The organism is Erythrobacter sp. S267 (genome assembly GCF_057365045.1).
The window spans coordinates 660,664-685,594 of record NZ_CP200298.1 but is presented as its reverse complement, the minus strand read 5'-3'; the positions used below and the strand labels follow the sequence as shown (position 1 = coordinate 685,594).

21 protein-coding genes are annotated in these 24,931 nt (G+C 59.7%); 7 read left to right on the top strand and 14 right to left on the bottom strand.

Features of this window, described 5'->3' with window-relative positions; all coding sequences use genetic code 11:
- Positions 1-19: 19 nt before the first annotated feature.
- The 3 genes from AC0V6X_RS02940 to AC0V6X_RS02930 form a co-directional block, all read right to left on the bottom strand.
- On the bottom strand, positions 20-430 hold the full coding sequence (locus AC0V6X_RS02940; protein ID WP_486183103.1) for a DUF805 domain-containing protein: 411 nt from the start codon (positions 428-430) through the stop codon (positions 20-22).
- 111 nt (positions 431-541) lie between these two features.
- Positions 542-997, bottom strand: coding sequence for an RDD family protein (locus AC0V6X_RS02935; RefSeq protein WP_486183102.1), 456 nt, complete (start codon positions 995-997; stop codon positions 542-544).
- 196 nt (positions 998-1,193) lie between these two features.
- The gene (locus AC0V6X_RS02930; protein ID WP_486183101.1) at positions 1,194-3,851 is read right to left on the bottom strand and encodes a TonB-dependent receptor; all 2,658 of its coding nucleotides are present in this window, start codon (positions 3,849-3,851) and stop codon (positions 1,194-1,196) included.
- 479 nt (positions 3,852-4,330) lie between these two features.
- On the opposite strand from AC0V6X_RS02930, the gene typA reads away from it, so the two are divergent.
- Positions 4,331-6,169, top strand: coding sequence for a translational GTPase TypA (gene typA / locus AC0V6X_RS02925; protein ID WP_486183100.1), 1,839 nt, complete (start codon positions 4,331-4,333; stop codon positions 6,167-6,169).
- Positions 6,170-6,182: 13 nt separating this feature from the next.
- On the opposite strand, the gene AC0V6X_RS02920 is transcribed toward typA, so the two are convergent.
- From AC0V6X_RS02920 to AC0V6X_RS02910, 3 genes are all read right to left on the bottom strand, one after another.
- A complete protein-coding gene (locus tag AC0V6X_RS02920) occupies positions 6,183-6,446 on the bottom strand; it encodes a hypothetical protein (protein WP_486183099.1) in 264 nt (87 codons plus the stop codon).
- 84 nt (positions 6,447-6,530) lie between these two features.
- The gene (locus AC0V6X_RS02915) at positions 6,531-8,033 is read right to left on the bottom strand and encodes a type ISP restriction/modification enzyme (protein ID WP_486183098.1); all 1,503 of its coding nucleotides are present in this window, start codon (positions 8,031-8,033) and stop codon (positions 6,531-6,533) included.
- A 96-nt stretch (positions 8,034-8,129) separates the two neighbouring features.
- Positions 8,130-9,809, bottom strand: coding sequence for an N-6 DNA methylase (locus tag AC0V6X_RS02910; RefSeq protein WP_486183097.1), 1,680 nt, complete (start codon positions 9,807-9,809; stop codon positions 8,130-8,132).
- A gap of 332 nt (positions 9,810-10,141) precedes the next feature.
- Here AC0V6X_RS02910 and AC0V6X_RS02905 point away from each other — a divergent pair, with 332 nt between their 5' ends.
- From AC0V6X_RS02905 to AC0V6X_RS02890, 4 genes are all read left to right on the top strand, one after another.
- Entirely contained in the window at positions 10,142-10,543 is a 402-nt protein-coding gene (locus AC0V6X_RS02905; RefSeq protein ID WP_486183096.1) for a thioredoxin family protein, read from the top strand.
- Between the two features lie 34 nt (positions 10,544-10,577).
- The gene (locus AC0V6X_RS02900; protein ID WP_486183095.1) at positions 10,578-11,297 is read left to right on the top strand and encodes a cytochrome c biogenesis CcdA family protein; all 720 of its coding nucleotides are present in this window, start codon (positions 10,578-10,580) and stop codon (positions 11,295-11,297) included.
- Positions 11,298-11,365: 68 nt separating this feature from the next.
- A complete protein-coding gene (locus tag AC0V6X_RS02895; protein ID WP_486183094.1) occupies positions 11,366-11,770 on the top strand; it encodes a VOC family protein in 405 nt (134 codons plus the stop codon).
- Between the two features lie 368 nt (positions 11,771-12,138).
- The gene (locus tag AC0V6X_RS02890) at positions 12,139-12,624 is read left to right on the top strand and encodes an extensin family protein (RefSeq protein WP_486183093.1); all 486 of its coding nucleotides are present in this window, start codon (positions 12,139-12,141) and stop codon (positions 12,622-12,624) included.
- Between the two features lie 146 nt (positions 12,625-12,770).
- Here AC0V6X_RS02890 and AC0V6X_RS02885 read toward each other — a convergent pair whose 3' ends face one another.
- From AC0V6X_RS02885 to AC0V6X_RS02855, 7 genes are all read right to left on the bottom strand, one after another.
- Entirely contained in the window at positions 12,771-13,415 is a 645-nt protein-coding gene (locus tag AC0V6X_RS02885) for a response regulator transcription factor (protein ID WP_486183092.1), read from the bottom strand.
- Positions 13,416-13,588: 173 nt separating this feature from the next.
- Positions 13,589-14,332, bottom strand: a complete 744-nt coding sequence (locus tag AC0V6X_RS02880; protein ID WP_486183091.1) for a proteasome-type protease — start codon at positions 14,330-14,332, stop codon at positions 13,589-13,591.
- A gap of 35 nt (positions 14,333-14,367) precedes the next feature.
- Positions 14,368-15,186 (bottom strand): transglutaminase family protein, encoded by an 819-nt coding sequence (locus AC0V6X_RS02875; protein ID WP_486183090.1) that lies wholly within the window; start codon positions 15,184-15,186, stop codon positions 14,368-14,370.
- Entirely contained in the window at positions 15,183-16,127 is a 945-nt protein-coding gene (locus tag AC0V6X_RS02870) for an alpha-E domain-containing protein (RefSeq protein ID WP_486183089.1), read from the bottom strand. The genes AC0V6X_RS02875 and AC0V6X_RS02870 overlap by 4 nt, the downstream gene beginning before the upstream one ends.
- Before the next feature lies 1 nt (position 16,128).
- On the bottom strand, positions 16,129-17,580 hold the full coding sequence (locus tag AC0V6X_RS02865) for a circularly permuted type 2 ATP-grasp protein (protein WP_486183088.1): 1,452 nt from the start codon (positions 17,578-17,580) through the stop codon (positions 16,129-16,131).
- A gap of 106 nt (positions 17,581-17,686) precedes the next feature.
- Positions 17,687-18,460 (bottom strand): esterase/lipase family protein, encoded by a 774-nt coding sequence (locus AC0V6X_RS02860; protein WP_486183087.1) that lies wholly within the window; start codon positions 18,458-18,460, stop codon positions 17,687-17,689.
- 136 nt (positions 18,461-18,596) lie between these two features.
- Entirely contained in the window at positions 18,597-19,151 is a 555-nt protein-coding gene (locus tag AC0V6X_RS02855) for a DUF3617 domain-containing protein (protein WP_486183086.1), read from the bottom strand.
- Between the two features lie 91 nt (positions 19,152-19,242).
- On the opposite strand from AC0V6X_RS02855, the gene uvrB reads away from it, so the two are divergent.
- Positions 19,243-21,438 carry an excinuclease ABC subunit UvrB gene (gene uvrB / locus AC0V6X_RS02850; RefSeq protein ID WP_486183085.1) on the top strand — a complete coding sequence of 732 codons (2,196 nt, stop codon included), beginning with the start codon at positions 19,243-19,245 and terminating at the stop codon, positions 21,436-21,438.
- 717 nt (positions 21,439-22,155) lie between these two features.
- A complete protein-coding gene (locus AC0V6X_RS02845) occupies positions 22,156-22,734 on the top strand; it encodes a hypothetical protein (RefSeq protein ID WP_486183084.1) in 579 nt (192 codons plus the stop codon).
- Between the two features lie 10 nt (positions 22,735-22,744).
- Here the strand turns inward: AC0V6X_RS02845 and AC0V6X_RS02840 are convergent, their stop codons facing one another.
- Positions 22,745-24,886 (bottom strand): protein-disulfide reductase DsbD family protein, encoded by a 2,142-nt coding sequence (locus AC0V6X_RS02840; protein WP_486183083.1) that lies wholly within the window; start codon positions 24,884-24,886, stop codon positions 22,745-22,747.
- Positions 24,887-24,931 lie beyond the last annotated feature (45 nt).

Here is a 24,931-nt window from a genome sequence, read left to right as displayed (position 1 = left end):
TCCCCCATTCACCACCAACTTAGCTGAATACGTCTTCGTTGAAGTCGCCGCCCTTGGGGTCGGGGCCATATTCGTTTTCACCCGGAGTGCCGTCCAGGCACATGAAAACAAGTACAATCAACCCACCGACGTATGGGATGAAGTTCAACAGGTACAACCAGCCCGACTTATCCTGATCGTGGAACCGGCGTACTGTCACCGCAATGCCCGGAATTAGGAACAGGCCGAGATAGGCTATGACGATTACGATCAAGAGCAGCGATCCGATCGCACTCTCATTGCCTTCATCCAACCCGCCTGTGACGCCAAGGATCACGGCTGCGGCGATAAGAAACAGCAGCTGAAACAGCGCGAACATCCAATATTCCATCCGCTGTGATCGCCCGTTGAAGTCGGCATACCGCTTCAGCGGCATCAACATCCATTCCATTGTATTTTCCCTCTTGAGGTTCGGCCATTAAGCGAGCCGATATGAACCGGGCCGGCACACTCATCGATATGCCGGCCCGTCAATCACGCTAAGTGTGTGAAACCCGCCCTTTTACTCGAAGGTCGAGGTGTCGTTGTAGCCCATGCCCGGCTCACCTTTGAGCACAAGCGTGCTGGCGAGCATGTCGTGCAGGCCTTGCTTGCGGTCGGTGAAGGCGATCATGATATAGCCGATACCAAGGATCAGGCCCGACAGGATCTTGCCCGCATAGCGGCCCAGCGCACGCGGCCAAGTCAGACGGTTGCCTTCAAGGTCAGTCACGATCAGGCCCATTGCCTTCTTGCCGACAGTCGCTTGCCATTCGCCGCTCTCCAGAACGGTGAAGTAAGCGATACCAAGGATAAGGCCAACGAAACCGCCTGCATTGCTAGCCGCAGACTCGCCGCCTCCACCAACACCGATAATGACGCCAAGGATGGCTCCAACCACTGCACCAACGATCGCGAGAATGATGGCATCAATGATGTACGCCACAAACCGGATCCAAAAACCTCCATACTGTTCCATTGGACAATCCCCTTTTTTCTCAAGTCCGATGTGAAGGAGCGCATAAGCCACCACATTCTGACCGGTTGGACAACGTCTAAGTGCCAATAGTCAGGGGTTAAGCCTGCAAAAAGCGACAAAACGCACGAAAAAGGCCCCGCCATTGCTGGCGGAGCCTCTTCGAGTGGGTGCAAAGCCCCACAATTGTCGTTTGCGCTTAGAAACGGAAGCGGACGAGGCCACCGTATGTGCGCGGCTGGCTGGGATAGCCAGAGACCGAACCGGCCTGCGCAACACTGTCGAACACGGTCAGGATGTACTGATCGTCGAACAGGTTACGACCGAACACGCCCAGTTCCAGACCGTTGTTGAGCGCCAAAGTCATCGAGGCGTTCACCAGGTTCACTTCACGGCGGAATATCCGATCATCACGACGTGCATCAATGGGGCCATTGAATGTCGGCAGACCATTGTTGATGTCGGTGTTGCTCTCGTGATTGTAGTCGATGCGCGTGATCAGGCGCGAGCCGCTGTTGAACTCATGCGTGTAAGTCGCGCTGGTAGCGATTGCAAAGCTGGGGATACCAGCAGGACGCACGCCCGTCAGGTCACCCACGACCGAACCTGGGAAGCTGTCGAACAGCGGATCAAGGTGCGTCATCGCGAAGGTCAGGATCAGCCCGTCGGTTGGCTGAATTGTCGCATCCATCTCAAAACCACGGACCGACTGACGACCAGCGTTGCGCAGTGCAAAGCCGGTGCCGGTGAAAGCGAAGCTTTGGAACCCGTCGATCGTCTGGTCGAACAGAGCGACGTTGATGCCAAATCCATCCCACTGGCCCTTGAAGCCAATCTCGTAGACCTCAGCCTCTTCCGGGCCGGCAAAACGCGAACCCGTTACAAGGTTCGGCACAGCGAGCCCACCATTGATGATGGCTGAGTCAGGCGCGAGGAATGTCGAACCCGAAAGTCGCGAAGGCACGCCCGGACGCTCCACAGTCATTGGACCGTCGACAAAGTCATCACCAGACGGACGACTGTCACGCGACAAGTTGACTGAGCTGGCTTTGAAACCGGTGGCGTAGCTGGCGTAAATGTTAATCTCGTTTGAGACCTGATAGGCCGCACGGAACAGATAGGTCAGCTCATCATCACGGGTCTGACCGGGCTCAACCGCGTTCGGAATTGCCAGGAACGGCGGTTGGAACTGGAACCCTGCCAAAGCGATGAGCGGGTTGGTCAACGGATCAAGTGCACCTGCTGCAAGAGCATCCTGTTGCGCTTGGGGTAGGGCCAAGAATTGCTCACGCGTTGTGACCGTTCCGCCTGACCCTGCAATGATGCCAGCATCGACGAAGTTCACCTGCGCCAGTGGATCAAACGAGGTCTGACTGAGCGCAAAGTCCTTCTTGTCGTCCGTGTAGTTGAACCCGGCGGTGAAGACGAGGCCGTCAATCGGCTCAAAATCAACCGTCCCGAAGATCGACCACGACGTGTTGTCCATCGCGAAGCTTTCTTGGGTCAGAAGCGGCGTGTTGAAGATGGTCTCCTGCGGGAAGCCAAAGCTTGCCTCCAAACCGTTAAAGAGCGTCGGCTGATCGGTCAGCACCGCAACGGGGTCTTCGCCTGCAAGGATTTCGAAGAAGTTGCGGATGTCGGCCCCGTTCTGGACACCACTTTCCTGAGTGATCGACTCGTCGAAGTAGAAACCGCCAAGCAGGAAGTTGAACGGTCCGTCAAAGTCTGACGCGATCCGGAATTCCTGCGTGAAGGTATCGACCGCCTGATCGCGGGTTTCCGTTGCGACATCTGCGCTGGTGTAGTCGATGTCCGACAGGAAGAAGTTGCGCAGCTCGCGATAGGCCGTGATCGACGTGAGCGAGATCGCGCCAATGTCCCAATCCATCTGGATCGAGCCGCCGTAATTGTCGACTTCGTTGGTCGGCACGACGTTCAGGAATGCCTCGTACTCAAAGAAGTTGGCAGGGTCAGCGATCTGGCCACCCACAGCCGCGACACCCGCAGCGGTCTGGCCGTTGACGAGAGCTCCGACCTGGCAGCAGACCTCGTCAATGCGCGAATAGTCGGCAATCGCACGGATCGAGAAATCCGAGGACGGCTCAATCAGAAGCTGGCCGCGAACCGAGTAACGGTTACGATCATTCTGCTCTTCATCGAGGTTGACGATGTCGGCATAGCCGTCGCGGCGCTGATAATTGCCGTCGAGCGAGAAGGCGATGTTGTCCGAAATCGGCCCGGTAATGTCAGCCTTCAGCACGAAGGTGTTGAAGTTGCCGTAGACCGCTTCGACATTGCCGCCGAATTCAAATTGCGGCGGACGGGTCACGACCGAGATAACACCGGCCGATGCGTTTTTACCAAACAGCGTAGATTGCGGGCCGTTCAGAACCTCAATCCGCTGCACATTGGGAAGATCGCCCAGAGCCGCTGCCGAGCGGGAACGGAACACGCCGTCGATGAAGACGCCGACCGAAGGCTCAACGCCAAAGTTGTTGTCACCATTACCAAAACCGCGAATGATGAAGGTCGATGCTGACGAAGTTTGCAGCTGGCTGACCCGCAGCGAAGGCGTGACCGTTTGCAGGTCGAGCACGTCGCGGATCTGCGCATTTTCAAGCGTTTCACCCGTGGTCACGCTGACCGAAATCGGGGTCTCTTGCAGGGTCTGCTCACGCTTTGACGCGGTCACGATGATGACGTTGGAACTGCCTTCATCGCCAAGCTCAGCGGCGAGATCATCACTGTCTGCGTCTTGGGCGAGTGCGACGCCGGGGGCAGTAAGAGCGAAACCGGCTGCGCCTGCGAGCAGGGCAAAACGGAACGAACCGGCAGAGCCGGAAACAGGTGAACGCATGGAAATCCTCTCCTCAATATCGTCAAATGCGTCCGGCTGCTTTTTGCGCGCATCCCCAGATGCACAAAGTCTTGTCGCCTTCAGCTTTGATCGAAAACCGTAATACGGGAGTGTTGCATCATCGACAAGCTGCAAACCCGCAGTTTTCAGCCGCTGGCGCCATGCTTGTTGCAAGCAGAACACAGTGACCATGCGGTCAGCATGCGTTGTAAAGTGGTGCCTTTCATAGGCGCTTGGGCTTGCCGCTGCGCCCCACCTGCGCTAGGCGCGCGCTCAACTTCGCCAGAATGGTGCAATGCAGCACGCAACGTCGCGGTTTGGATGCCGTAACGTCTGCCCGCTCGCAGCGCGCTTGACCGGCACCCACACCTCTCGCGCTGCACAATCGCGCAGCTTCACTTTCGGCCCCTACCCTGACCGTCCGGTTTGGTTTGGAGCCAGGCACGCCACGGCGGCTCACTTCTCGGAAACAAAATTTCATGTCCAAGGCCCCTTCTTCCCTGCGCAATGTCGCGATTATTGCCCACGTTGACCACGGCAAGACCACTCTGGTGGACCAATTGTTCCGCCAATCGGGCACCTTCCGCGACAATCAACGCGTCGAAGAACGCGCGATGGATTCGGGCGATCTGGAGAAAGAGCGCGGGATCACCATCCTCGCCAAATGCACCAGTGTCGAGTGGGAAGGCCCTGACGGAGAAGTCACGCGCATCAACATCGTCGACACGCCCGGCCACGCCGACTTTGGCGCCGAGGTTGAGCGGATTCTCTCCATGGTCGACGGCGTCATCTTGCTGGTCGACAGCGCGGAAGGCGCTATGCCGCAGACCAAGTTCGTGACCGGCAAGGCGCTCGCCCTCGGCCTGCGCCCCATCGTCGTCGTCAACAAGATCGACCGCCCCGATGGCCGCCCGCAGGAAGTGCTCGACGAAGTGTTCGACCTCTTCGCCAGCCTCGATGCGATTGACGAACAGCTCGACTTCCCCTCGCTCTGGGCGAGCGGGCGCGACGGCTATGCCTCCGATGACGAGACCGCCCGCGAAGGCACACTGGACCCGCTGTTCAAGCTGATCGTTGACCATGTGCCGCCTCCCGGCCTTGAGGTTGATGCGCCGTTCAGCTTCCTTGCGACCCTGCTCGACCGGGACAATTTCATGGGCCGCGTGCTGACCGGGCGCGTGCAGTCCGGGAAGCTCAAAATCAACGATCCGATCCACGCCATCGACATGGACGGCAACGTGGTCGAAGCGGGCCGCGCGACCAAGTTGATGAGCTTTGATGGGCTGGAACGCGTGCCGGTTGAAAGCGCGCAAGCGGGCGACATCATCGCGCTGGCCGGGCTTGAGAAAGCCACCGTCGCCAACACGATCTGCGACCCGAAAGTCACCACTCCGATCGAAGCTCAGCCGATTGATCCCCCCACCCTCGCCATGCGTTTCAGCGTCAATGACTCGCCTCTTGCGGGCCGCGAAGGCGACAAAGTCACCAGCCGCATGATCCGCGACCGCCTGCTGCGCGAGGCCGAGACCAACGTCGCCATCCGCATCACAGAAAGCGACGACAAGGACAGTTTCGAAGTCGCTGGCCGCGGCGAACTGCAACTCGGCGTCCTGATCGAAACGATGCGCCGCGAAGGCTTCGAACTCGGCATCTCCCGCCCCAAAGTGCTGCTGCGCGAAGAGAATGGCGAGAAGCTGGAGCCATACGAAACCGTCGTCATCGACGTGGATGACGATCACTCAGGCACCGTCGTTGAAAAGATGCAGCGCCGTAAGGCTGACCTCACTGAGATGAAGCCGTCGGGCCAAGGCAAGACCCGCATCACCTTCTCCGCCCCGTCACGCGGGCTGATCGGCTATCACGGAGAATTCCTCTCCGACACGCGCGGCACTGGCATCATGAACCGCCTGTTCGAGAAGTACGGCCCCTACAAAGGCCCGATTGAAGGGCGCAATAACGGCGTCCTCATCTCCAATGGCGACGGCGAGTCCAACGCCTACGCTCTCAACATGCTGGAAGAACGCGGCGAATTGTTCGTGGGCGCATCGATGAAGCTGTATGAGGGCATGATCATCGGCGAGAATGCGAAAAACGATGACCTTGAAGTCAACCCGATGAAGGCCAAACAGCTCACCAACATCCGCTCGTCGGGGAAGGATGACAGCATCCGCCTAACCCCGCCGCGCCGGATGAGCCTGGAGCAGTCCATCGCCTATATCGACGATGATGAAATGGTCGAGGTAACGCCGCAGTCGATCCGCCTGCGCAAGACCCTCCTCTGCCCGCACGAGCGCAAGAAGGCGCGTCGGTCGAAGTAGGGCGCAGCTTGGGTTAAGCGGCGAGCATATCCTCAATCCGGTCAAGTTCTGCCGAGAATTCAAAACAGAGCTGACGGGCCTCATCAGGATCAGTCAGCCAATTCGACATTTGCGGATAGACCTTGCGCCAGAAACGCTGGCGACGCGCATTCCAAGGAGCAGTCTCAACCGCCGCCTTAGCTGTCGCTAACAACTCGATCATCTGTTCACGGACGTCATCGGGATCGACGGCTTCCTGAACTGGCTCAGAGGGGAAAAGATCGGGCTGATTGCTCATCAGTCAAAAGATACCTGAGACGGGATAGCGTTCAAGCTTCGTGCGCCATGCATGCTGGGGAAAAACTGTGCATTCCCCAACCACTCATCGCGTCGGAGGGGGCTTGCGCTGCGCTGTTGTGGGCTGGGGCAAGTCTTCAACGGAGATCAATTCTCCATCGCAAACCCTGTCCAGCAATTCAGCCAGCGCATCCTGCCGGTCCACGGTGATGGTCAAGATGCGGATCAGGTCCAACAACTCGTCATTCCATGCATCATGCCATTCTTGCGGGCGTATGTGATCAAGAGCGCTTGAAGAGCTGGTCGCGCGCCCTGTGCCCTTGCGCGTGCGATAGCCGAGCCATTTGGGAATGACCTGCATCCCACTGACCGAGAATCCCCAAACTTCGGGCCGGACACCGCCAACCCTGCCATCACCCACTGTGATCGTTCCGCTTTCCTCGTCATAGTCGATTTCTGAGGTGTCAGCGGGAATGGCGGAAACCGCTCGGGTCCAGCCAACACCGTCTACATCGGGCACATGTGCGGCACGTTCAGCTGCAGGATCGACAAACCGTTCGGCGTAGGTGTGCAGCCACAAGAGGTGCCGCCCTGCTTCTACCGCTTCTCTCCAAAGGTCCGGATCAGCGGTGATGGGCACGCGCAAGCCCGGCGTTTCAAGCGCCGCTGAAAAGCGTTGCTGATAGGCAAGCGGCGAAAGCATGGCGTAGGTATAACAGGCCAGATCCTCGACGGACGGGGGATCAATGCCCAGAAGAGTTGCGAGCGTTGTCGCGAGACCGGCTGTGATGTTGGGTTCGGAAGCGTCGGCGTCGCGGTAGAGCGGGATGATGTCCTTGCCGCCGCGCCCTGAGTAGAAATGGAGATCGGGCACCGCTTCCGTTGCCGTCAATGCGGGCCCCGCCCCAATCTTTGCGGTCAGAGTGCATGTGAGGAATATCTGGCTAGGAGAGACTGATTGCCAAAGCGATGGACTATCAGTTTTGGCCATACGCGGATCATCAAACGCCCATTGCCGGTCAAAACTTCGATAGCCGTATTGGCGGATCGCTTGAGGCGGCACTTCACCATCGACATCAACTAGCCGAGCTAAATCGCCGACCTTGGTCTCAATGTTGCGGCCACTCGACGTAGTCTTGAAAAGCTCTGGACGATCCTCGACCTGCGCATTGGCAAACGTCCTCCACCGCTCGTCCAGCAACTCACGCGAAGGCGCGATCGGCCAGCTGCGGCCAAACTTGCATCCCGGCTGCTGCCAGGGAAACAGATCGGTGATCAGTGGCATATCTTCCCATGCCGCATCGCCGGTGGGCGGGATCATGGGATCAAGCCAGCCATCGGGAGCAATAATCCATTCGCCCGTAAACGGATCGTCCGCCGCGCCAATATCGCGCAAAACTGCCAACTTCTCTTGTTCGCTCCCTCGAACTCTGCGGTAATTGACGCGGGCCGGAGTGCCTTTGTCGCTGGCGCCATCGCGCACGAGCGTCACAATCGCCACTGGCGTCTCAATGGCGAAGATATTGTCCTCTGGGTTCGCGCCTTTGTTGTCGCCGCCAAGATCCAGCACCCAAACCTCATCAGCCAATTGCCGGACCATCTCGCGCAAACCGACAAAACCGGGACCGTGAAGCCAAGAGCTACCCGTGATCAGCGTGATGATACCAGGGCCATCGCCGTGCGCCTAAAACGCTTTCCAAAGCGACCAGCGCCAGAAATAGACATAGAGGTTATAGAGGCTGGCATGGTGGCTGAAGATCGTATTCGCTCGCGCCACATCGAGGATATCGTCAAACAGGCTCTTTTCGGTGTTTCGTCCCTCCACTCGTCCGTCCAGCACCCAGCCGCCCGACCCGCGTCCGCGAAGTTCGCGCGCCACACGGCGATAGGGCGGATTGCCAATCACAACTGTGACACCCTGCTGCCGTTTGATCCGGTTGGCGCGCTCCTGTTCCTCGGCAAGGATTTGCGGGTCACCGAAAAGATCAGTCGATGAAATCGGACGCTCGTCTGGGGCTTCGAGTGTGTCGGTCAAGACGACCTGTGCATGCGTGCGCTCTTCGGCGAGCCGCGACAGCTCTTGCGAAAGCCGCAGATGCGCCACGGCATAGGGTCCGGGAAGAAGTTCAAAAGCGAACAAATTGCGGGAAAGATTGCGCGCCGCCTGCTGCACGCCGCCTTCGCCGCGCACTCCGGGAGCACGGCTAACCGCTCGCTCAATTGCAGCAAGCGGGAAAGTGCCCGTCCCGGTCGCCGGATCAAGCGTAACGACCCGGCTGTCGCCAAACCCCATACGCATGCCAAACCGATCAACCAGAAGGTGGCCCGTCATCGCCGTCATGGCTGAAACTGCGTGGACCGGCGTGTAATAGACCCCTGCCTCGCGCCGTTCCTCGGGATCGTAGACCGAGAGGAAATCTTCGTAGAAACGCAGCCAGGCTTCGCCTCGGGTATCGGGAGATGCTGCAACACGGTCACGATCTATTGCGCTGATCAAAGTCTCCAGCCCGCCAACTTCAACACGGGTCGCATCACGCAAGACCGGCTTGTCCACCAAAGGAGCAAAGGCCGCTGCCAGAACGGGGCTCATGTCACGGATAGCTTCGCGTGCCTCGGACACATCGACATAGCCATCGCCGTCGGCGTCGGGATCGCCCGGGGTTAGCGCGGCAAGTACCATGCCATAGGCAATGACCTGCGCCACCCCATCGGCGAAGTCACGGCGGCTAGCATCAGGATAGATGTGGTTGCGCCAGGCAGCGAGGCTGCCTTTGGCTGCGGCCTGTTCGTCTCCGCCAGCTTCCTCGACCAGCCATTCGATCCGATCACGCAAATCGCGCGTGCGGATAGCGAGCCTCTTGGTCAGTTCAGCAATACTGGTAATCGGCGCTGGGCGCAGCTCGATGAAACGCGAGAGGAGGTTGGTCAGCGGGCTGGAATCCCAGTTCTCTGGATCGTCATATGGCAATGACGCGGGCGCACCCATGGCGAGACCCGCGCGATAGAGCTGTGCTTCCTCTCCGTTGCAGACGATTAGGATGTCCGCCTCTTCGCTCATCTTGACCCATTGCTTGGCATTGCGCCCGCGCCACGTTGAGGTGTCGACCGAGACTGAGGGAGCTTTGAGCTCAATATAGCCTTTTTGCTGAGTGCGTCTTCCCACCGTCAGCAGCGCCGCAAAGTCTGGGCGGGTCGATGTCGTGCGTGTCTCGCGCACAAGTGTAAGCATGCCGAGGCCCGCTTCGCCGACAAGTGCGGTAAAGAGGTTACTGACGGGCGTTGTGAGCTGCGCTTCTTCCTCAGCGTCTACCGAATGCTGAGCGGCGGCGTGCGCTGCTTGATGATAGGCAAAAGCAATATCCACGTCATCCTCCGCTGAGTTCGATAGTTTTGGCTGCAACAGCTTCTATGTGCAACCATATGATTTTCCTACAGCGCCTTCGCCTGTTAGCTTCTCATCGGCTCTTTCACACTTGAAAACGCCGCTCTTGGCGAGGCGCCCATAGAGGCGTTTGTTCAAAGCCCCCGCTGCGAATGTACTTCATCAACTTGGCCCCCTCGTTTCCCCTTCCCGAACCCTCGCAAACCGATTCGCAAAATTCTCTCCGCCGCCCTGTAACCTTCGCCCGCCTCTGTCCGAACTCCTTGCAAAACCATCGGCATTCTCGCCGCAAACCCCTTTGCAAAGGACATGCAATGACCCGCCTTTTTCTCATCATCGCCGCGCTCACCGGCATCGTTATCGGCGCGAGCGCCCTCACCGCTCAGGCCAGCACGGCCGGTTGGACGACCTATGACGAAGGCGAATTCATGATGGCGCAGAAGAAGGGCAAGACGATCGTCGTCGACGTCTACGCCAATTGGTGCCCGACCTGCCGCGCGCAGGCTCCGATCCTCGACGAATTGCGCGAGGAATATCAGAGCGGCGATGTGCTGTTCGTGAAGGTCGACTTTGATGAGGAGAAGGACTTTCTGCGCGCGCACCGTATTCCTCGCCAGTCGACGGTTCTGGTGTTCCGCGGGATGGACGAAGTGGCTCGTTCCATCGCAGAGACCAACCGTGCGCGGCTGCGCGGTGTGGTTGAGAGCGGGCTGTAAGTCGCGCCCAGAGCGCCAGGCCGATTGACGCGTCATGTTGAGCAGTTCTGCTCTTTCCTTCGTTGCCGGATTGGTGACGATCCTGAACCCTTGCGTCCTGCCGCTGGTGCCCATTCTGGTCGGATCAGCGCTGGGTAAAAGCCGGTTTGGCCCAGTCGCCTTGGCCGTGGGATTAGTGACGAGCTTCACGCTGTTCGGCTTCACCGTCATCGCGTTTGGCTACTCACTGGGGATCAACGAGCAGGCCGTGCGGATATTCGCCGGCGCGCTGCTGATTGTAGCGGGCGCGGTTTTGCTGGTCCCTCGCGCTCAGGCCGCCCTTAGCGCCGCTGCATCGCCCATCGCCAATTTCGGCAATCAGCGCCTCGCGAAAGTCAGTGGGGACGGCGTTGGCGGGCAGTTTGCCGTCGGCCTGTTGCTTGGGATTGTGTGGGCACCGTGCGTAGGCCCTACCTTGGGCGTCGCGATTGCAGCGGCGAGCCAAGGCCAAGACCTTGCCGCTAGCTTCCTGATCTTCCTGATCTTTGGTCTGGGCGTGGCCACATCGATCCTCGCTTTCGCATATGGATCGCGCAAAGCGCTTGGAGAGCGCCGCACCACGCTGAGCCTGCTGGCCAAATACGGCAAGCCACTTTTCGGAGGCGCATTGGTACTGGTCGGTGCAATGGTCGTCAGCGGCTTCGACAAGGTCATCGAAATCGCTCTGCTCGATATGCTGCCGGAGAGCGTGATCCTATTCACCACTGCGTTCTGACCCAACCGCCCTTCCCCCAATGGCTCGATTGCGGCATGATCGTGGCGGGATGGAAAAGGGAGCAGGCAATGAGCAACGACAACACACCGCGCATCACCGGGCTTGGAGGCGTGTTCTATGTCGCCGAAGATAAAGACGCGACCCGCGCATGGTATCGCGACACGCTGGGAGTGGACGGACCATACGGGCCGCAATTCGCCTTTGCCGACGATCCAAAGGCTAACCCCTATGCTCTCGTCAGCCTGTTCGGCGATGATGAGTACATCAAGCCGGGCAAGAACGGCTTCATGATCAATCTGAGGGTCCACGATCTTGATGGTTTTGTGGAGGGGCTCAAGGCTAAGGGTGTCGAAATTCTGGGCCATGTTGACGAGGGTTATGGTAAATTCGCATGGCTGCTCGACCCCAACGGTGTGAAGATCGAATTGTGGGAGCAGGTTGCCGAAGAATTACCAAACTCTACTGAGGGTTAAGCCAAATTCTGTAGGCTTGTGGAAGGGGTTCGTTAACCTTGCTCCTTTCACCAGTTTTAACCGCGATCCCGTAGTCGTCCGTAAGTATGACACACGGGAAAATCTTGAGAGTGAGCGGTCTTTGCGCCGCTATATTAGCCCTGGGCGGGTGTGGATCGCTGATCCCGCCTGCTAGCCCGGGTGCCTATGGGTTCAATCAGCCCAGCGCGCCAAGCAATACCCGCAGCGCTTCTCCGGCGCCTCGTGCCAGCCACCCGGTCCGCAGTTCCACGCGCCGTGTCGCATCCTTGCCGCAACAGCCGGTTGCTCGTTCATCAGACCGCGCCTGTATCGCTGAGCTTAGCACAGGAGGTGCGCGGTTTACGCCGGTGCCTGACACTTATGGTGCGCCGGGCTGTGCCAAGGTTGGGACTGTGCAGCTGACCGCCCTGAGCGGTGACCGCTCCCAATTCAGCTTCAGCAATGTTGGGCCACTGCAATGCCCGGTGGCAAACGCCTTTAGCAATTGGGCCCGCTTTGGCGTCGACCGCGCTGCGCAGCAGATACTGGGCAGCCCGCTTGCTCGAATTGAGACGATGGGGACCTATTTCTGTCGCAATGTCGCGGGGACCGATCGCCGGTCCTCGCACGCTCAGGCCGCAGCGATCGATGTCTCAGGCTTTGTCCTTGCCGATGGTCGCCGGATCACCTTGCGCGAAGATTGGGACGGTGGGACGCCGGCAGAGCGTGAGTTCCTTCGCGTAGTTCATCGCAGCGCCTGCAAGCGTTTTGGGACAGTGCTGGGCCCGGAATATGATGCTGCCCATGCGGACCATTTCCACCTCGAAGGCAGCGAGCCGAGCACCTGCCGGTGACCTCAGGTCACCCGCGCTTCTTCCAATAAGCGAAACGGCCCCGGCACCTGTTGGGATGCCGAAGCCGTTCGGGTACCGATAACCTTGGGAGAACTGGCAGAGGGTCCAGTCGGGGGTTGGTTACGCGGTGTTGAGTTGACTTGCGGTCACATGCCGGGCGCAGCGTCCACTTGGACGTCGATCTTTGGCTCCAGCTTCGCCTCCAGTTTCAGTCGTACCGCTTCTGCAGCATGCCGCGCACCCAGCTTGTGCATCATGTTGGCGCGGTGAATCTCGACTGTGCGGGGGCTGATGTCGAGTTCGCGGGCTATCACCTTGTTGCTGCTTCCTTCGGCCAACCATTCGAGAACTTCGCGTTCTCGGACAGAAAGGCTGGCAATGCGATCGCGTGCTTCGATCATGCGGCGGCGCGCCGCGCCAAAGACTTCCGCCTCTTTCTCAATCCGGGCAAGGCAGCGTTCAAACCGTTCAGGTTCAAGAGGTAGTGAGAGGTAGTCGAGTGCACCGGCCTTGATTGCTTCCACGATCCGCCCGGGTTTGGGCTCTTCATCCACCGCGATCAATGGCAACCAGATGCCCAATCGGCTTAGCCGCTCAAGGATCATCCCGACCCCGCCTTCTTCAGCAGAGTCGCAAGCGATGATGATACCTTCGCGTGGTGGATGGACCGACAATTCTGAAAGGTCGCCATACACTTCCGAATGGTGGCCGAGCTGGAACCCAACTCTGGCCAATTCGGCGCGTTGGCGGCTGTTGGAATTGATGAAGTGGAGGGATGCTTTGCGTGTCATGCCCATGGTCTTGCGCCGACCCCTTAGGCAATTCACGCGAGACCTAACCCAATATGGAGCAATAATGCGGCGCGTTATGCATCAAACCTCTGAAATACCGCTGGAGTTAACCTCCAAATCGAACCAATTCATGTCGAAGTTTTAACACTGTTAGTGGTGTTTTAGTCTGCAGGTCAGTTCGACTCGAAGCTGTAGTCAGGCAAGGAGTGGAACGCAGATCGCAAAGCGTCGCCCCAATTGGACGAAATCTCGGTGAAGTATGGGTCGTCCGCCTGCACTCTATGCTCATGCGTCGGCGCGAAGTCGTCCTTGCCGATCACCAGCAGGTCGAGCGGCAGACCCACGGACAGGTTGGCTTTCAGGGTCGAGTCAAACGACACCATCAGCAGCTTCACCGCGTCCTCAAAACTCATGTCACGGTCATAGCCGCGGATGATGATCGGGCGGCCATATTTGGTCTCTCCGATCTGGAAGAAGGGCGTGTCCCAGCTGGCTTCGATAAAGTTGCCTTCCGGATAGACCATGAACAAGCGCGGCTCCATCCCGGCGATCTGGCCGGCGACGATGATCGAAGCGGTGAAGCGGCCCCTCCCTCGGTCGCCATTGTTGGCCTGCACTTCTTCAATGGTGGAGCGCAGCAGGCGGCCGATTTCGGTTGCGACCGTGAACATGGTCTTGCCTTTGATGAGGGAGTTGTCGCGCTCATCGGGTTCCTTGGTGCGCTCTTCCAACTTGCTCACCACCGCCTGCGTCGTGGCGAGATTGCCCGCTGTCATCACCGCGATCATCCGCTCGCCCGGGACCTGCCAGGAATGCATCTTGCGAAAGACAGAGATATTGTCGACGCCCGAATTTGTGCGGGTGTCGCTCATCAGGACGAGGCCCTTTTCGAGCACCATGCCAACGCAATATGTCATGTGATTTCCTTGAAAAACGAGTTTGGACGTGGGCCTTACTGGCTCTCGACCTGCTGCTCAACTGCGACACCTACTGTCAGGACTTGTTCGGTGCTGCCAAAGCTGATGCCTGTCACGGGCGAAGCGTCGCGGTAATCGCGGCCCGTGGCAACGCGGACATAGCGCGGGTCCGGGCTGATCCCGTTGGAGACGTCGAAGCCGACCCAGCCAAGGCCATCAATATGCGCCTCTGCCCAAGCGTGTGTTGCCTCTTGCTCGATCCGGTCGTTCATCATCAGATAGCCTGAGACATAGCGCGCAGGAATGTCAGCGGCGCGCGCGGCGCCGATGAAGATGTGAGCATGGTCCTGACACACGCCGCTTGCGTGCTCGACCGCTTCTTCGGCGGTGGTGGTGGCATGCGTCGTGCCCGTTTCATAGGCCACGTCTTCGAGGATGCGCGCCGAGAGTGCGTGGAGGTAGTCGAGCTTCCCCTCATCCTGCGGTGTGCCCAGATCGCGGATCATTGCGCGCAGTTTGGGACCCGGCTTGGTCAGCTTCGTTTGGCTCAGAAAGCTCCATAGCGGCATATGGCCGGAATGCCTTCCGATGACGCCGGCATTGTCCTGCGTCTCGACCTCGCCCGTGCAGGTCACTGTCACCTCGCTCGCGCCCGGCTCAACCGCGATCAGCGTGACTGTGTTGAAGTTCTGGTCGTCATACTCAAGCTCACGATACGCGTTCTCGTACTGCATATCCCATTTGAGGATCGACTGGCCTTGCGTGGCTTTCGGGGTCAGGCGCAGCCGCTGAAGCGCGTGGACCACCGGCTCGCCGAATGCGTAGTGGGTCGTGTGGCGGATGGAGAGTTTCAAGAGAGGAACCTGTAGTCTTCGCCGATGGCGTTGGCGATGGCGGCGTTGCGAGCCATGAAGTCGGTGAGGAATTCGTGCAGGCCCTGATCGAAGATGGCATCGACCGTCAGGCCTTCCAGACTGCTCCCATCCTGCGTCATCAGGGCGAGCGAGGCGCCTTCGTGACCGTGTATCCGCGCAAGAGCCGCAACGTGCCCGCCGACCGCCTCTCGGCAGAAAGCGAGGCTGCGCGGGAAACGCGTGTCGAGCACCAGAAATTCGACAATCCCGCGCGCATCGATCTGGCCTGCATTTAGCCAAGTATATGCGCTCGCCCCCGCGACCGAGCGCAAGACCTGATCCCATTGCGTGGAATCGAGGCTCGACCCGACATGGGCAACCGAGGGCAGCAGCAGATAATACTTCATGTCGAGGATCCGCGCAGTGCTCTCCGCTCGCTCGATGAAGGTGCCAGCCCGTGCAAAGTGGAAGCTCTCATTGCGCAGCATCGAACCGTCGAGCGCGCCGTGAACCTGCGTCCCTGCGCGTCTTAGCCGAGCGATCACTTCGCCAACGCCCGTCTGGTTGACAGGCCGAGCGAGCAGCTCCTCCAGCTTCATCCAGTTTTCATTCAGAGCCTCCCAAACGGGGCTCGAAATCTGCGTGCGAGCAGAGCGGGCATTGTTGCGGAGCGCTGCAAACATCTCGCGCACATTCGCAGGATTGGTTTGGTCGCGCAGGACGAAGTTCCACACCGAATGGCCGTCATAGCCCTCATTATGCTCCTCATAGAGCGCCTTGAGGCCCAGTGTTGAGATAACCGAGCGCCACTCATCCTCTGCCGTCTTGACGTCACGGGTCAGCGCCATGCGAAGCCCTGCATCAAGCAGGCGCGACGTGTTCTCTGCCCGCTCAAGATAGCGGAACATCCAGAACAATCCGTTGGCGGTGCGTCCTAACATGTCAGTCTTTCAAGACCCACGTATCCTTGGTCCCGCCCCCTTGCGAAGAATTGACCACCAGCGACCCCTGTTTCAGCGCCACGCGGGTAAGACCGCCGGGCGTGATCTCTATTCCCTGGGGTGAGGCCAGCACAAAGGGTCGCAAGTCAACATGACGCGGGGCAAGGCCCTTTGACGTGTAGATCGGGCAGGTCGACAGAGAGAGCGTGGGCTGCGCGATGTAATTGTCCGGGTTCGCCTCCAGCTTGGCGCGGAAAGTCTTGATTTCCTTCTTGGTCGCGGTCGGCCCGATCAGCATGCCGTAGCCGCCCGAACCATGCACTTCCTTGACCACCAGATCAGCAAGGTTGTCGAGCACATAGGCGAGGCTGTCGCTATCCGCACAGCGCCACGTCTCAACGTTCGGGAGCAGCGGTTTCTCGCCGGTATAGAACTCGACGATCTCCGGCATGAAGGAATAGATCGCTTTGTCGTCCGACACGCCTGTACCCGGCGCGTTGGCGATAGTGATCCCTCCGGCGCGGTAGACGTCCATAATGCCGGGTACGCCCAGCACGCTGTCAGGTTCGAAGGTGAGCGGGTCGAGATAATCGTCATCGACGCGGCGATAGAGCACATCGACCGGCTCAAATCCGCGCGTCGTGCGCATCTGCACGCGCCCTCCGACAACGCGCAGATCGCTGCCTTCGACCAGCTCTGCACCCATCTGATCGGCGAGGAAGGCATGCTCGAAATAGGCGGAATTGTAGATGCCCGGCGTCAGAACCGCGACATTGGGCTTGCGCCCTCCGCTCGCGTCAAATTGCGGCGGGGCGCAGGCGGCAAGGCTGCGTGCGAGGCGACGCGGATAGGCAGAGACCGGCTCCACCCCGACCTGGCTGAACAGGTCAGGGAACATCGACATCATCGTCTCGCGGTTCTCCAGCATGTAGGAGACACCCGAAGGCGTGCGCGCATTGTCCTCCAGCACGAACCACTCATCTGGCCCGGTGCGGACGAGGTCGATGCCGACGATGTGGGTGTAGATACCGCCCGGCGGGTTCATCCCGACCATATGAGGAAGCCACGCATCATTGCCGCGAAGCAGACGCTTGGGCAATCGTCCCGCACGGACAATCTCCTGCCGGTGATAAAGGTCGTGGAGGAAGGCGTTCAAAGCCCTCACCCGTTGCTCGATCCCGCGCGTCAGCTTGCGCCACTCGGCAGCGGTGATCACTCGGGGCACCATGTCGAAGGGGATCAGGCGCTCCTCCGCCTCATCCTCGCCATAGACGTTGAAAGTAATCCCTGTGCGGCGAAAGCCTTCATCCGCTTCGGAGCTCTTGCGTTTGAGGAAGCTGCCTTCCTGATCGTCAAACCAGCGGCAATAGTCCGCATAGGCAGGACGCACGTCCCCGCCTTCGAACTTCATCTCATCAAAGTTGCTGGAATTGCTAGGCTCTGCGCCCGCCATGAGTCCCCGTTGGTCTTTGCTGCACTTGCGAAGAGACCATGTAACAGGCGTGCGGGGGGTGACGCAAAGGAAATCCCGTAATTTCCCCTAGTGGGCCTGCGTTTTTCTAGCGTTCGAGCTCTTCAAGAACCGCAAGGATCGCTTCGCTTGAATAGGTGAAGCCCGCATGCGTGCAGCGCAGCGCCACCGCGCGGTCGCGTTCACCCGGCTTGCCCGCTGCGCAGCGGGCGCCAACGGCTCCGTCAAGCGCGCTCCACAAAGCGACGGTCTCCACCGGAGGCTTGACCGCGAGATCTGTCTCAATGGGAGCCTCATCCACGCGGTGCCCTGCAATCGCCTGATAGACCCGCCAGACATTGTTGGCGCGTGGGTTGCCTGAAAAGGGCGAGCCCATAGTGATGACCTTGTGGACGCAGATCGGATGGCGTTTCGCCAGTTCGCGGGCATAAAGTCCGCCAAGGCTCCAGCCGACCAGCGCCACGGATTCCTCACCGCTTTCGCACACGTCAAACAGCCGCTCTTCCAGCTGCTCCATCGCTTCCGGAGATACACCCCAATTGAAGCCCATGCCCCAATCCTTGGTCCTATGGCCGGCTTTATCAAGCTTCTGCGCCATGTAGCGCATCCGGTTCGGGCCGGTGGCAAAGCCGGGCATCAGGATAATAGTCTGCGGTTTGTTCGTCGCCGGAATGTCAATCTTGCGAGTGAGCCGCCGTGCAGGTTCAATCAGCAGGTCGAGCTCTCCGAAAAGCCGCGCAAGGGTCGGTCGCCCGCGCTCCTCATCGGGATAAGGCTCTGCCGCAAGCGCGATACGGCGCGCGAGCTCGCTCTCACTTAGGCGGGCTTTGGAGGCTTCGAGGAGGGATGCGCGTGTTGCCATATGTCCCATCTTTAGTGGCCCCGCGTGAATGCGCCGTGAAGCCGCTATCATCAAACGCTTATGAGGATCGCTCAAACGAAAAGGCGGGAGAGGTTGCCCTCCCCCGCCTTGCGTTACTGTCTTACCTTCTAACGCCTTAGGCGTCGCAATCGCCAATGCGTTCCTGGACCATGCTCATTTCCATATCAGCCTCGCCCAGCTGGGGCAGAGTGCCTGTGGTCTTGACCGTCATCTCCGATTTGGTCGGGCTGACATTGCCGGACATCGCGACATTCATTTCGCCGCCCTCTTGCGGCTTGCAGGTCATCGCCATGTCGATATCGCCATCGGCAAGATCGAACTTGTTGATCGTGCAGCTATCATCCTGTCCGCGCGTGAGCGATTCCTCGAAGCCTTCATTGGCCTCTTCCTCGGTCAGGCAATATTCGAACGTGTTGCTCATCATAGAGCCCATCATCTCGACCATTTCAGGCGGCGCGCCGGGGATGTCTGCCTTAACCATCGTCATGCTGACCGAGTATTTGCCAGCTTCGGGCCGCATATTGCCGGCCTCGCTCGCCATCTTGTCGCGCACTTCGTCCATCGTAATCTCGCCATCGCCATCCGCATCGGCGGTCGCCTCGCCTCCGCAAGCGGCCAGCGCGAGAGCCGATGAAAGCGCAATCGCGCCGACGAATGAATTCCTAGTCATTATGGGTTCCTCCCTGATGGACCATCGAAACAGAGGCTAACCGTGTGGGAGACGCTTCACAAGCGATGATCTTTGTACCATATCTGTTCGCATGTCAGAATTGATCATTCGCAAGGGGCTGGAAGAGCCCGAGACGGGGGAAGATTTCACCCCGCACCGCCCCGCCCGGCCTGAAAAGTCGATGCCGGGTCGCCCGTTCAAGCTGGTCTCGGACTACGAACCCGCAGGCGACCAACCCACCGCAATTGCCGAACTGGTCGAAGGCACGCGCGATGGCGAGGCAACGCAGACGCTGCTGGGCGTAACGGGATCGGGCAAGACCTTCACCATGGCCAAGGTGATCGAGACGCTTCAGCGCCCTGCCCTGATCCTTGCGCCCAACAAAATCCTCGCCGCCCAGCTCTATGGAGAGTTCAAAAGCTTCTTTCCCGAAAACGCGGTCGAGTATTTCGTATCCTATTACGACTATTACCAACCCGAAGCCTACGTCCCGCGCTCCGACACCTACATTGAGAAAGAGTCGAGCGTGAACGAGGCGATCGACCGAATGCGTCACTCGGCCACCCGCGCTTTGCTGGAGCGGGACGATGTGATCATCGTCGCCTCGGTTTCGTGCCTCTACGGTATCGGATCGGTGGAAACCTATTCGGCGATGATCTTTGACATCAAAAAAGGCGAAGTGATCGACCAGCGCGAGCTGATCCGCAAGCTCGTGGCCTTGCAATACAAGCGCAACGACGCCGCCTTCACACGCGGCTGTTTCCGGGTCCGCGGCGACAATCTTGAGATCTTCCCCTCGCACTATGAGGACATGGCCTGGCGCGTCAGCTTCTTCGGGGACGAAATCGAAGAGATTGCCGAGTTCGATCCGCTCACCGGCAAGACAGGCGCGAAACTCGACACAGTGCGGGTCTATGCAAACTCGCACTACGTCACCCCCGGCCCGACGATGAAGCAGGCGGCCGAGGCGATCAAGTTTGAGCTGAAGCACCGCTTGGCTGAGCTGGAAGAGGCGGGCCAGCTGCTAGAGCACCAGCGGCTTGAACAGCGCACGAACTTCGACCTCGAAATGATTGCCGCGACCGGCAGCTGCAACGGGATCGAGAACTATTCGCGCTTCCTGACCGGACGCCTTCCCGGTGAGCCGCCGCCCACTCTGTTCGAATATCTGCCCGACAACGCGCTGCTTTTTGTGGATGAGAGCCACCAGACTGTACCGCAGATCGGCGCGATGGCGCGCGGGGACCACCGGCGCAAACTCACGCTGGCGGAGTATGGCTTCCGCCTGCCAAGCTGCATCGACAACCGCCCGCTTCGCTTCAACGAATGGGACGCGATGCGCCCGCAGACCTTCTGCGTCTCAGCCACGCCCGGCCCGTGGGAGATGGAGCAGACCGGCGGCGTCTTTGCCGAACAAGTGATCCGCCCGACCGGGCTTATTGACCCACCCGTCGACATCCGCCCGGTCGAAGATCAGGTGCAGGACTGCATTCAGGAATGCCTTGCCACGGCCAAGAAGGGCTACCGTACCCTCGTCACCACGCTGACCAAACGGATGGCCGAGGACCTCACCGAGTTCATGCACGAGGCGGGCGTGCGCGTGCGCTACATGCACTCCGATGTGGAGACGCTGGAGCGCATCGAGCTGATCCGCGATCTGCGCATGGGCGTTTATGATGTGCTGATTGGGATCAACCTGCTGAGAGAGGGTTTGGACATTCCCGAATGCGGGCTCGTCTGCATCCTCGACGCGGACAAGGAGGGCTTCCTGCGCTCCGAGACCAGCCTCGTCCAAACCATCGGCCGCGCGGCGCGCAACGTCGATGGCCGGGTGATCCTCTATGCCGACCGCATCACCGGTTCGATGGAGCGCGCGATGGCGGAAACCGACCGCCGCCGCGAGAAGCAGAAAGCCTTCAACGAAGAACACGGCATCACGCCAACCACGATCAAGCGCGACATCGCCGACATCGTCGCCCACACCGCGAGCCAGGACGGAGTGACGGTCGATACAGGCGATGACGAGGTCAACAACCTCGTCGGCCACAATCTGCGCAGCTACATCGAAGACCTCGAAAAACGCATGCGCGACGCCGCCGCCAACCTCGAATTCGAAGAAGCCGGACGCCTGCGCGACGAAATCCGCCGGCTGGAGAATGACGAGCTGGGCCTGCCCGACGATCAAAAGAAAGCGCCAATGGTGGGCCGGAGCAACGAAGGCAAACCGGGGACGCGCAAGACGCGCTATGGGAAGGTGCGCGCGAAACGGATGGGTGGGAAGCCTTAGTACCCGGAGTTTTTGAAGGGAATATCGACTATCCAGTACACGCCATTAACCCATGTCCCGAGTAATCTTACATGGTGGACTTGGGACCAATTCTCAGAAGATATCTCCACATCAGCCATTGCGTTGCGTTCCATCACAACACCTTGGCCAGACAAATTGCCAAACTGATCAAAAGTAAGGGGGCGCTCGTTGCTGGACACCGAAGTTATATCGATCAAGTCTCCGTTGGCCCCTCTCAGACTGATCGTTTCCAAAGTGAGCCCAGGCCTTTGATGGGTATCTATGTCGTAATGCTTCGTCGACTTTGTGTTTCGATGCGACGCTGGACGAACCCGCGGCGGCACATCACGGAACTTTGCCCATTGCTTTTCGATGACTCCCCCTATTGGCTTCAAAAGGTAGTAGGCGCCTAATGATGAGAGCAAGACGACTGAAAAGCCGCGAACGGTGTCTGTGTATGTTGCTATTGCGCTTCCATACACAACAATGAGTATATATTTTGTGAGCAAAGGGTCAGTGCCACGGTAACGCCGCTCATTCCCATAACTGCTTTCTTCCCAACCGAGTAAGAGGCCTAGAAAAGCCCCGATTGCTACAAATGAAAAGTACATGTGGTCCCCAGTTAGCCAGCGGATAAGCTTGCAATAAGATGGCTAGTCCATCGCGCATATCGGACATGTTCATGCCACACTAGAAGGGAAACGATCATTGTATAGGTTGAGCATTATGCTCTTGGGGATGGTCTCCCTCGCCGCCTGCAAGCCTCCGCCCACGGATGCTGACATGGCGCGCGATATGCCGGAGGAGGCGCCTACCTTTGCCTCTGACCCGTTGCCCTCGCCGGATACGGAAGGGGCGGTTTGGTCTCTCTCTCCGCAATCGGAAACGCGGCTCATTTACGGCATCGCCAAGCAGGCTCCGCTTGTGGCGCTTGAGTGCCGGGAGGCAGACACCCCCGCGCCCTCGATCCAGATCACCCGCCTCTCGCCCGCAGACGAAGGGGCAGGCGCTTTGCTTGCATTGGTGGGCAATGGGCATATCGGGCGTATCCCGGTCGATGCGATTGAAGTGAACGGGCAGAGCGTTTGGCGGGGTGAGGCGCTGGCCTCTGACTTGCTTTGGGAGCCTCTGCTCGGCCCGCGCGCGCTGGGTGTGACGGTGCCGGGTGCTGGCCGGGTGGAGGTTAATCCGAGCTCTGCACCGAGGCTTTTCATTGAAGCCTGCCGCAACGGGGATGATCTGGAAATCGAGATTTCGCCTGAGATGCAGGAGATATCGGAAGAAGAGGTGGACTAACCCGCTCGCCCTAGCGGTCCTGTTCCGCACGCTCGATCAGCATGTCCGGCGTGAGGACTTGCGGTAGCTGCTCGGCTTCCCCGTCCGGCTCATACCATAGATAAAGGGGCACGCCTGCGGCTCCCTGCTCGGTCAGGAACATGGTGATTTCTTCGTCGCGCACGGTCCAGTCGCCGACCATGGCGATAACGCCCGCTTCCTCGAACGCCTTTGCTGTAGTCTCCCGCTCGATCGCGATGCTTTCATTGACTTTGCAGGTGACGCACCAATCGGCGGTGAACCACATGAAGATCGGCTGATCTGAAGCGCGAGCCTCCGCCAAAGCCTCCCGACTGAACTCCTGCGGGGAGAGCAGAGAGGCGGTCAAATCCCGGCTCGGCGGGGCATAGCCATAGGGAAGCGCGAATGCTCCAAAGATCAGGAAGGGCGCGGCGGCGAGGCCGAATGCGGGCCAGGCCATCTTGCCCGCTTTCTGCAAGCGCCCGACAATGAACAGCGCAAGCACGATCCCGAACAGGCTGATAAGCGCGAAGAGGCCGAACCCTCGCCCGCCCAACTGCACGGCCAGCCACAAGAGCGCCAGCGCGGTCAGCGCCATGGGCCACGCCATCAGGCGGCGGAAGCTCTCCATCCACGCGCCGGGTTTGGGCAGCATACGGCGCAGAGCGGGCACGAAGCCGATGGCGAGGAAAGGCAGCGCAAGCCCCAGCCCTAGCGTCGCAAACAGCACCAATGCTATCGGTGTCGGCAACAGCAAAGCCGCTCCCAATGCCGCCGCCATGAAGGGCCCGGTGCACGGCGTTGCGGCGACAGCGGCTAGCAGACCGGTGGCAAAGGCGCTGCGCCCGTGGCTGTTGCCCGTGTCGATGCTCGGCAGCTCAAACACGCCGGCAAAGTTCAGCGTGATGACCGTCGCCAGCACCAGCAGCGCGATCACGACAGAGGGGCTTTGCAGTTGAAATGCCCAGCCCACCTGCTCTCCCGCTGCGCGCAAGGCGAGCATGATTGCCCCCAGCGCCACGCAGGCGAGGACGACGCCAGCCGTGTAGGCAAGCCCCTCAGCGCGCGCCTCCGCCTCGCTGCCGCCTGCGCGTGCCAAGGACAGCGCCTTGAGGCTCAGGATCGGGAAGACGCAGGGCATGATGTTGAGCATCAACCCGCCGACCAGCGCGCCAAGCAGCAGCGTCCAGAGCGGCGGGGTAACGCCTTCTGCGCTGTTCATCGTCACCATCGGCTCGCCGCTGATAGTGACTTCTCCGGGAACCGCTTCGAAGCGAACACCGGTGCCGTCGCCAAAGCTGAGGATACCGCTCACCTCCTCGTAGGATGGCACCACGATGCGCACCTCAGGCGGCACCTGATAGCGGGCGATCTCGACTATCACTTCGTCGCCATCGCGCCAGAAGCTCTGGAACGGATTGTATTGAACGAGCTGGGTCTGAGCGACGAAGACATGCGGATCGGAGAGTTCAACGCTGGCTGGCAGCGGGATGCTGAACCGGACGGTCTCCGAACTGTTCTCAAAGGTGGCTTCCGCATCGAGCAGCGGAGCGATCTCAGCGCGCCAACGGGAAAAATCTCCGCCCTGCCCGGCGCTCAGCAACGCGTCCTGCGGTACGCACACGATGTCGGTGCAGGAGAGGTAATCGACATATCCCCTCACGTCAGGAAGCCCCTCGATCACGGCGTCCTCTGGCACGCTGACCGGGACCAAAACCGTGTAAGGCCCCTTGTAAATGTGGTTCATCAGGCTGCCGTTTGGCAGCGCCTGAATGAAGCGTTCGGGCACGGGATAAAGCGGCTCGCCCGCCTCCCATCCTTGCGGCAGGTCGAGCTGCAATTTCATGCCGAGGCCAACATCGCCGGGGTTGGACCAATAGCCGTGCCACTCCTCACTCGTCGGAGTGAAACGCAGGGCGAGCATCCATTCCTCGCCCGCCTCCGGCGCGCCATCCGCAAGCAGGCTGACCGCGATATTCTCATCACCATACAGCTCGCGCTCAGGGATAGCGGGAGGGGCCTCAGCCTCCTGCGCGGCGAGCTGACTGCCAAGCAGCAACACGCTCAAGAGCGAGGCCAAAAGGACCAACAGCCATGCGGGCCGTGCAATGGTGCTTGCGTTGAACAATCTTGCCTCTTGGCCTTTCGTCACTCTAGGAGCGCATTAGCGGCCCATATGGGCTTCCGCAAAGACTGG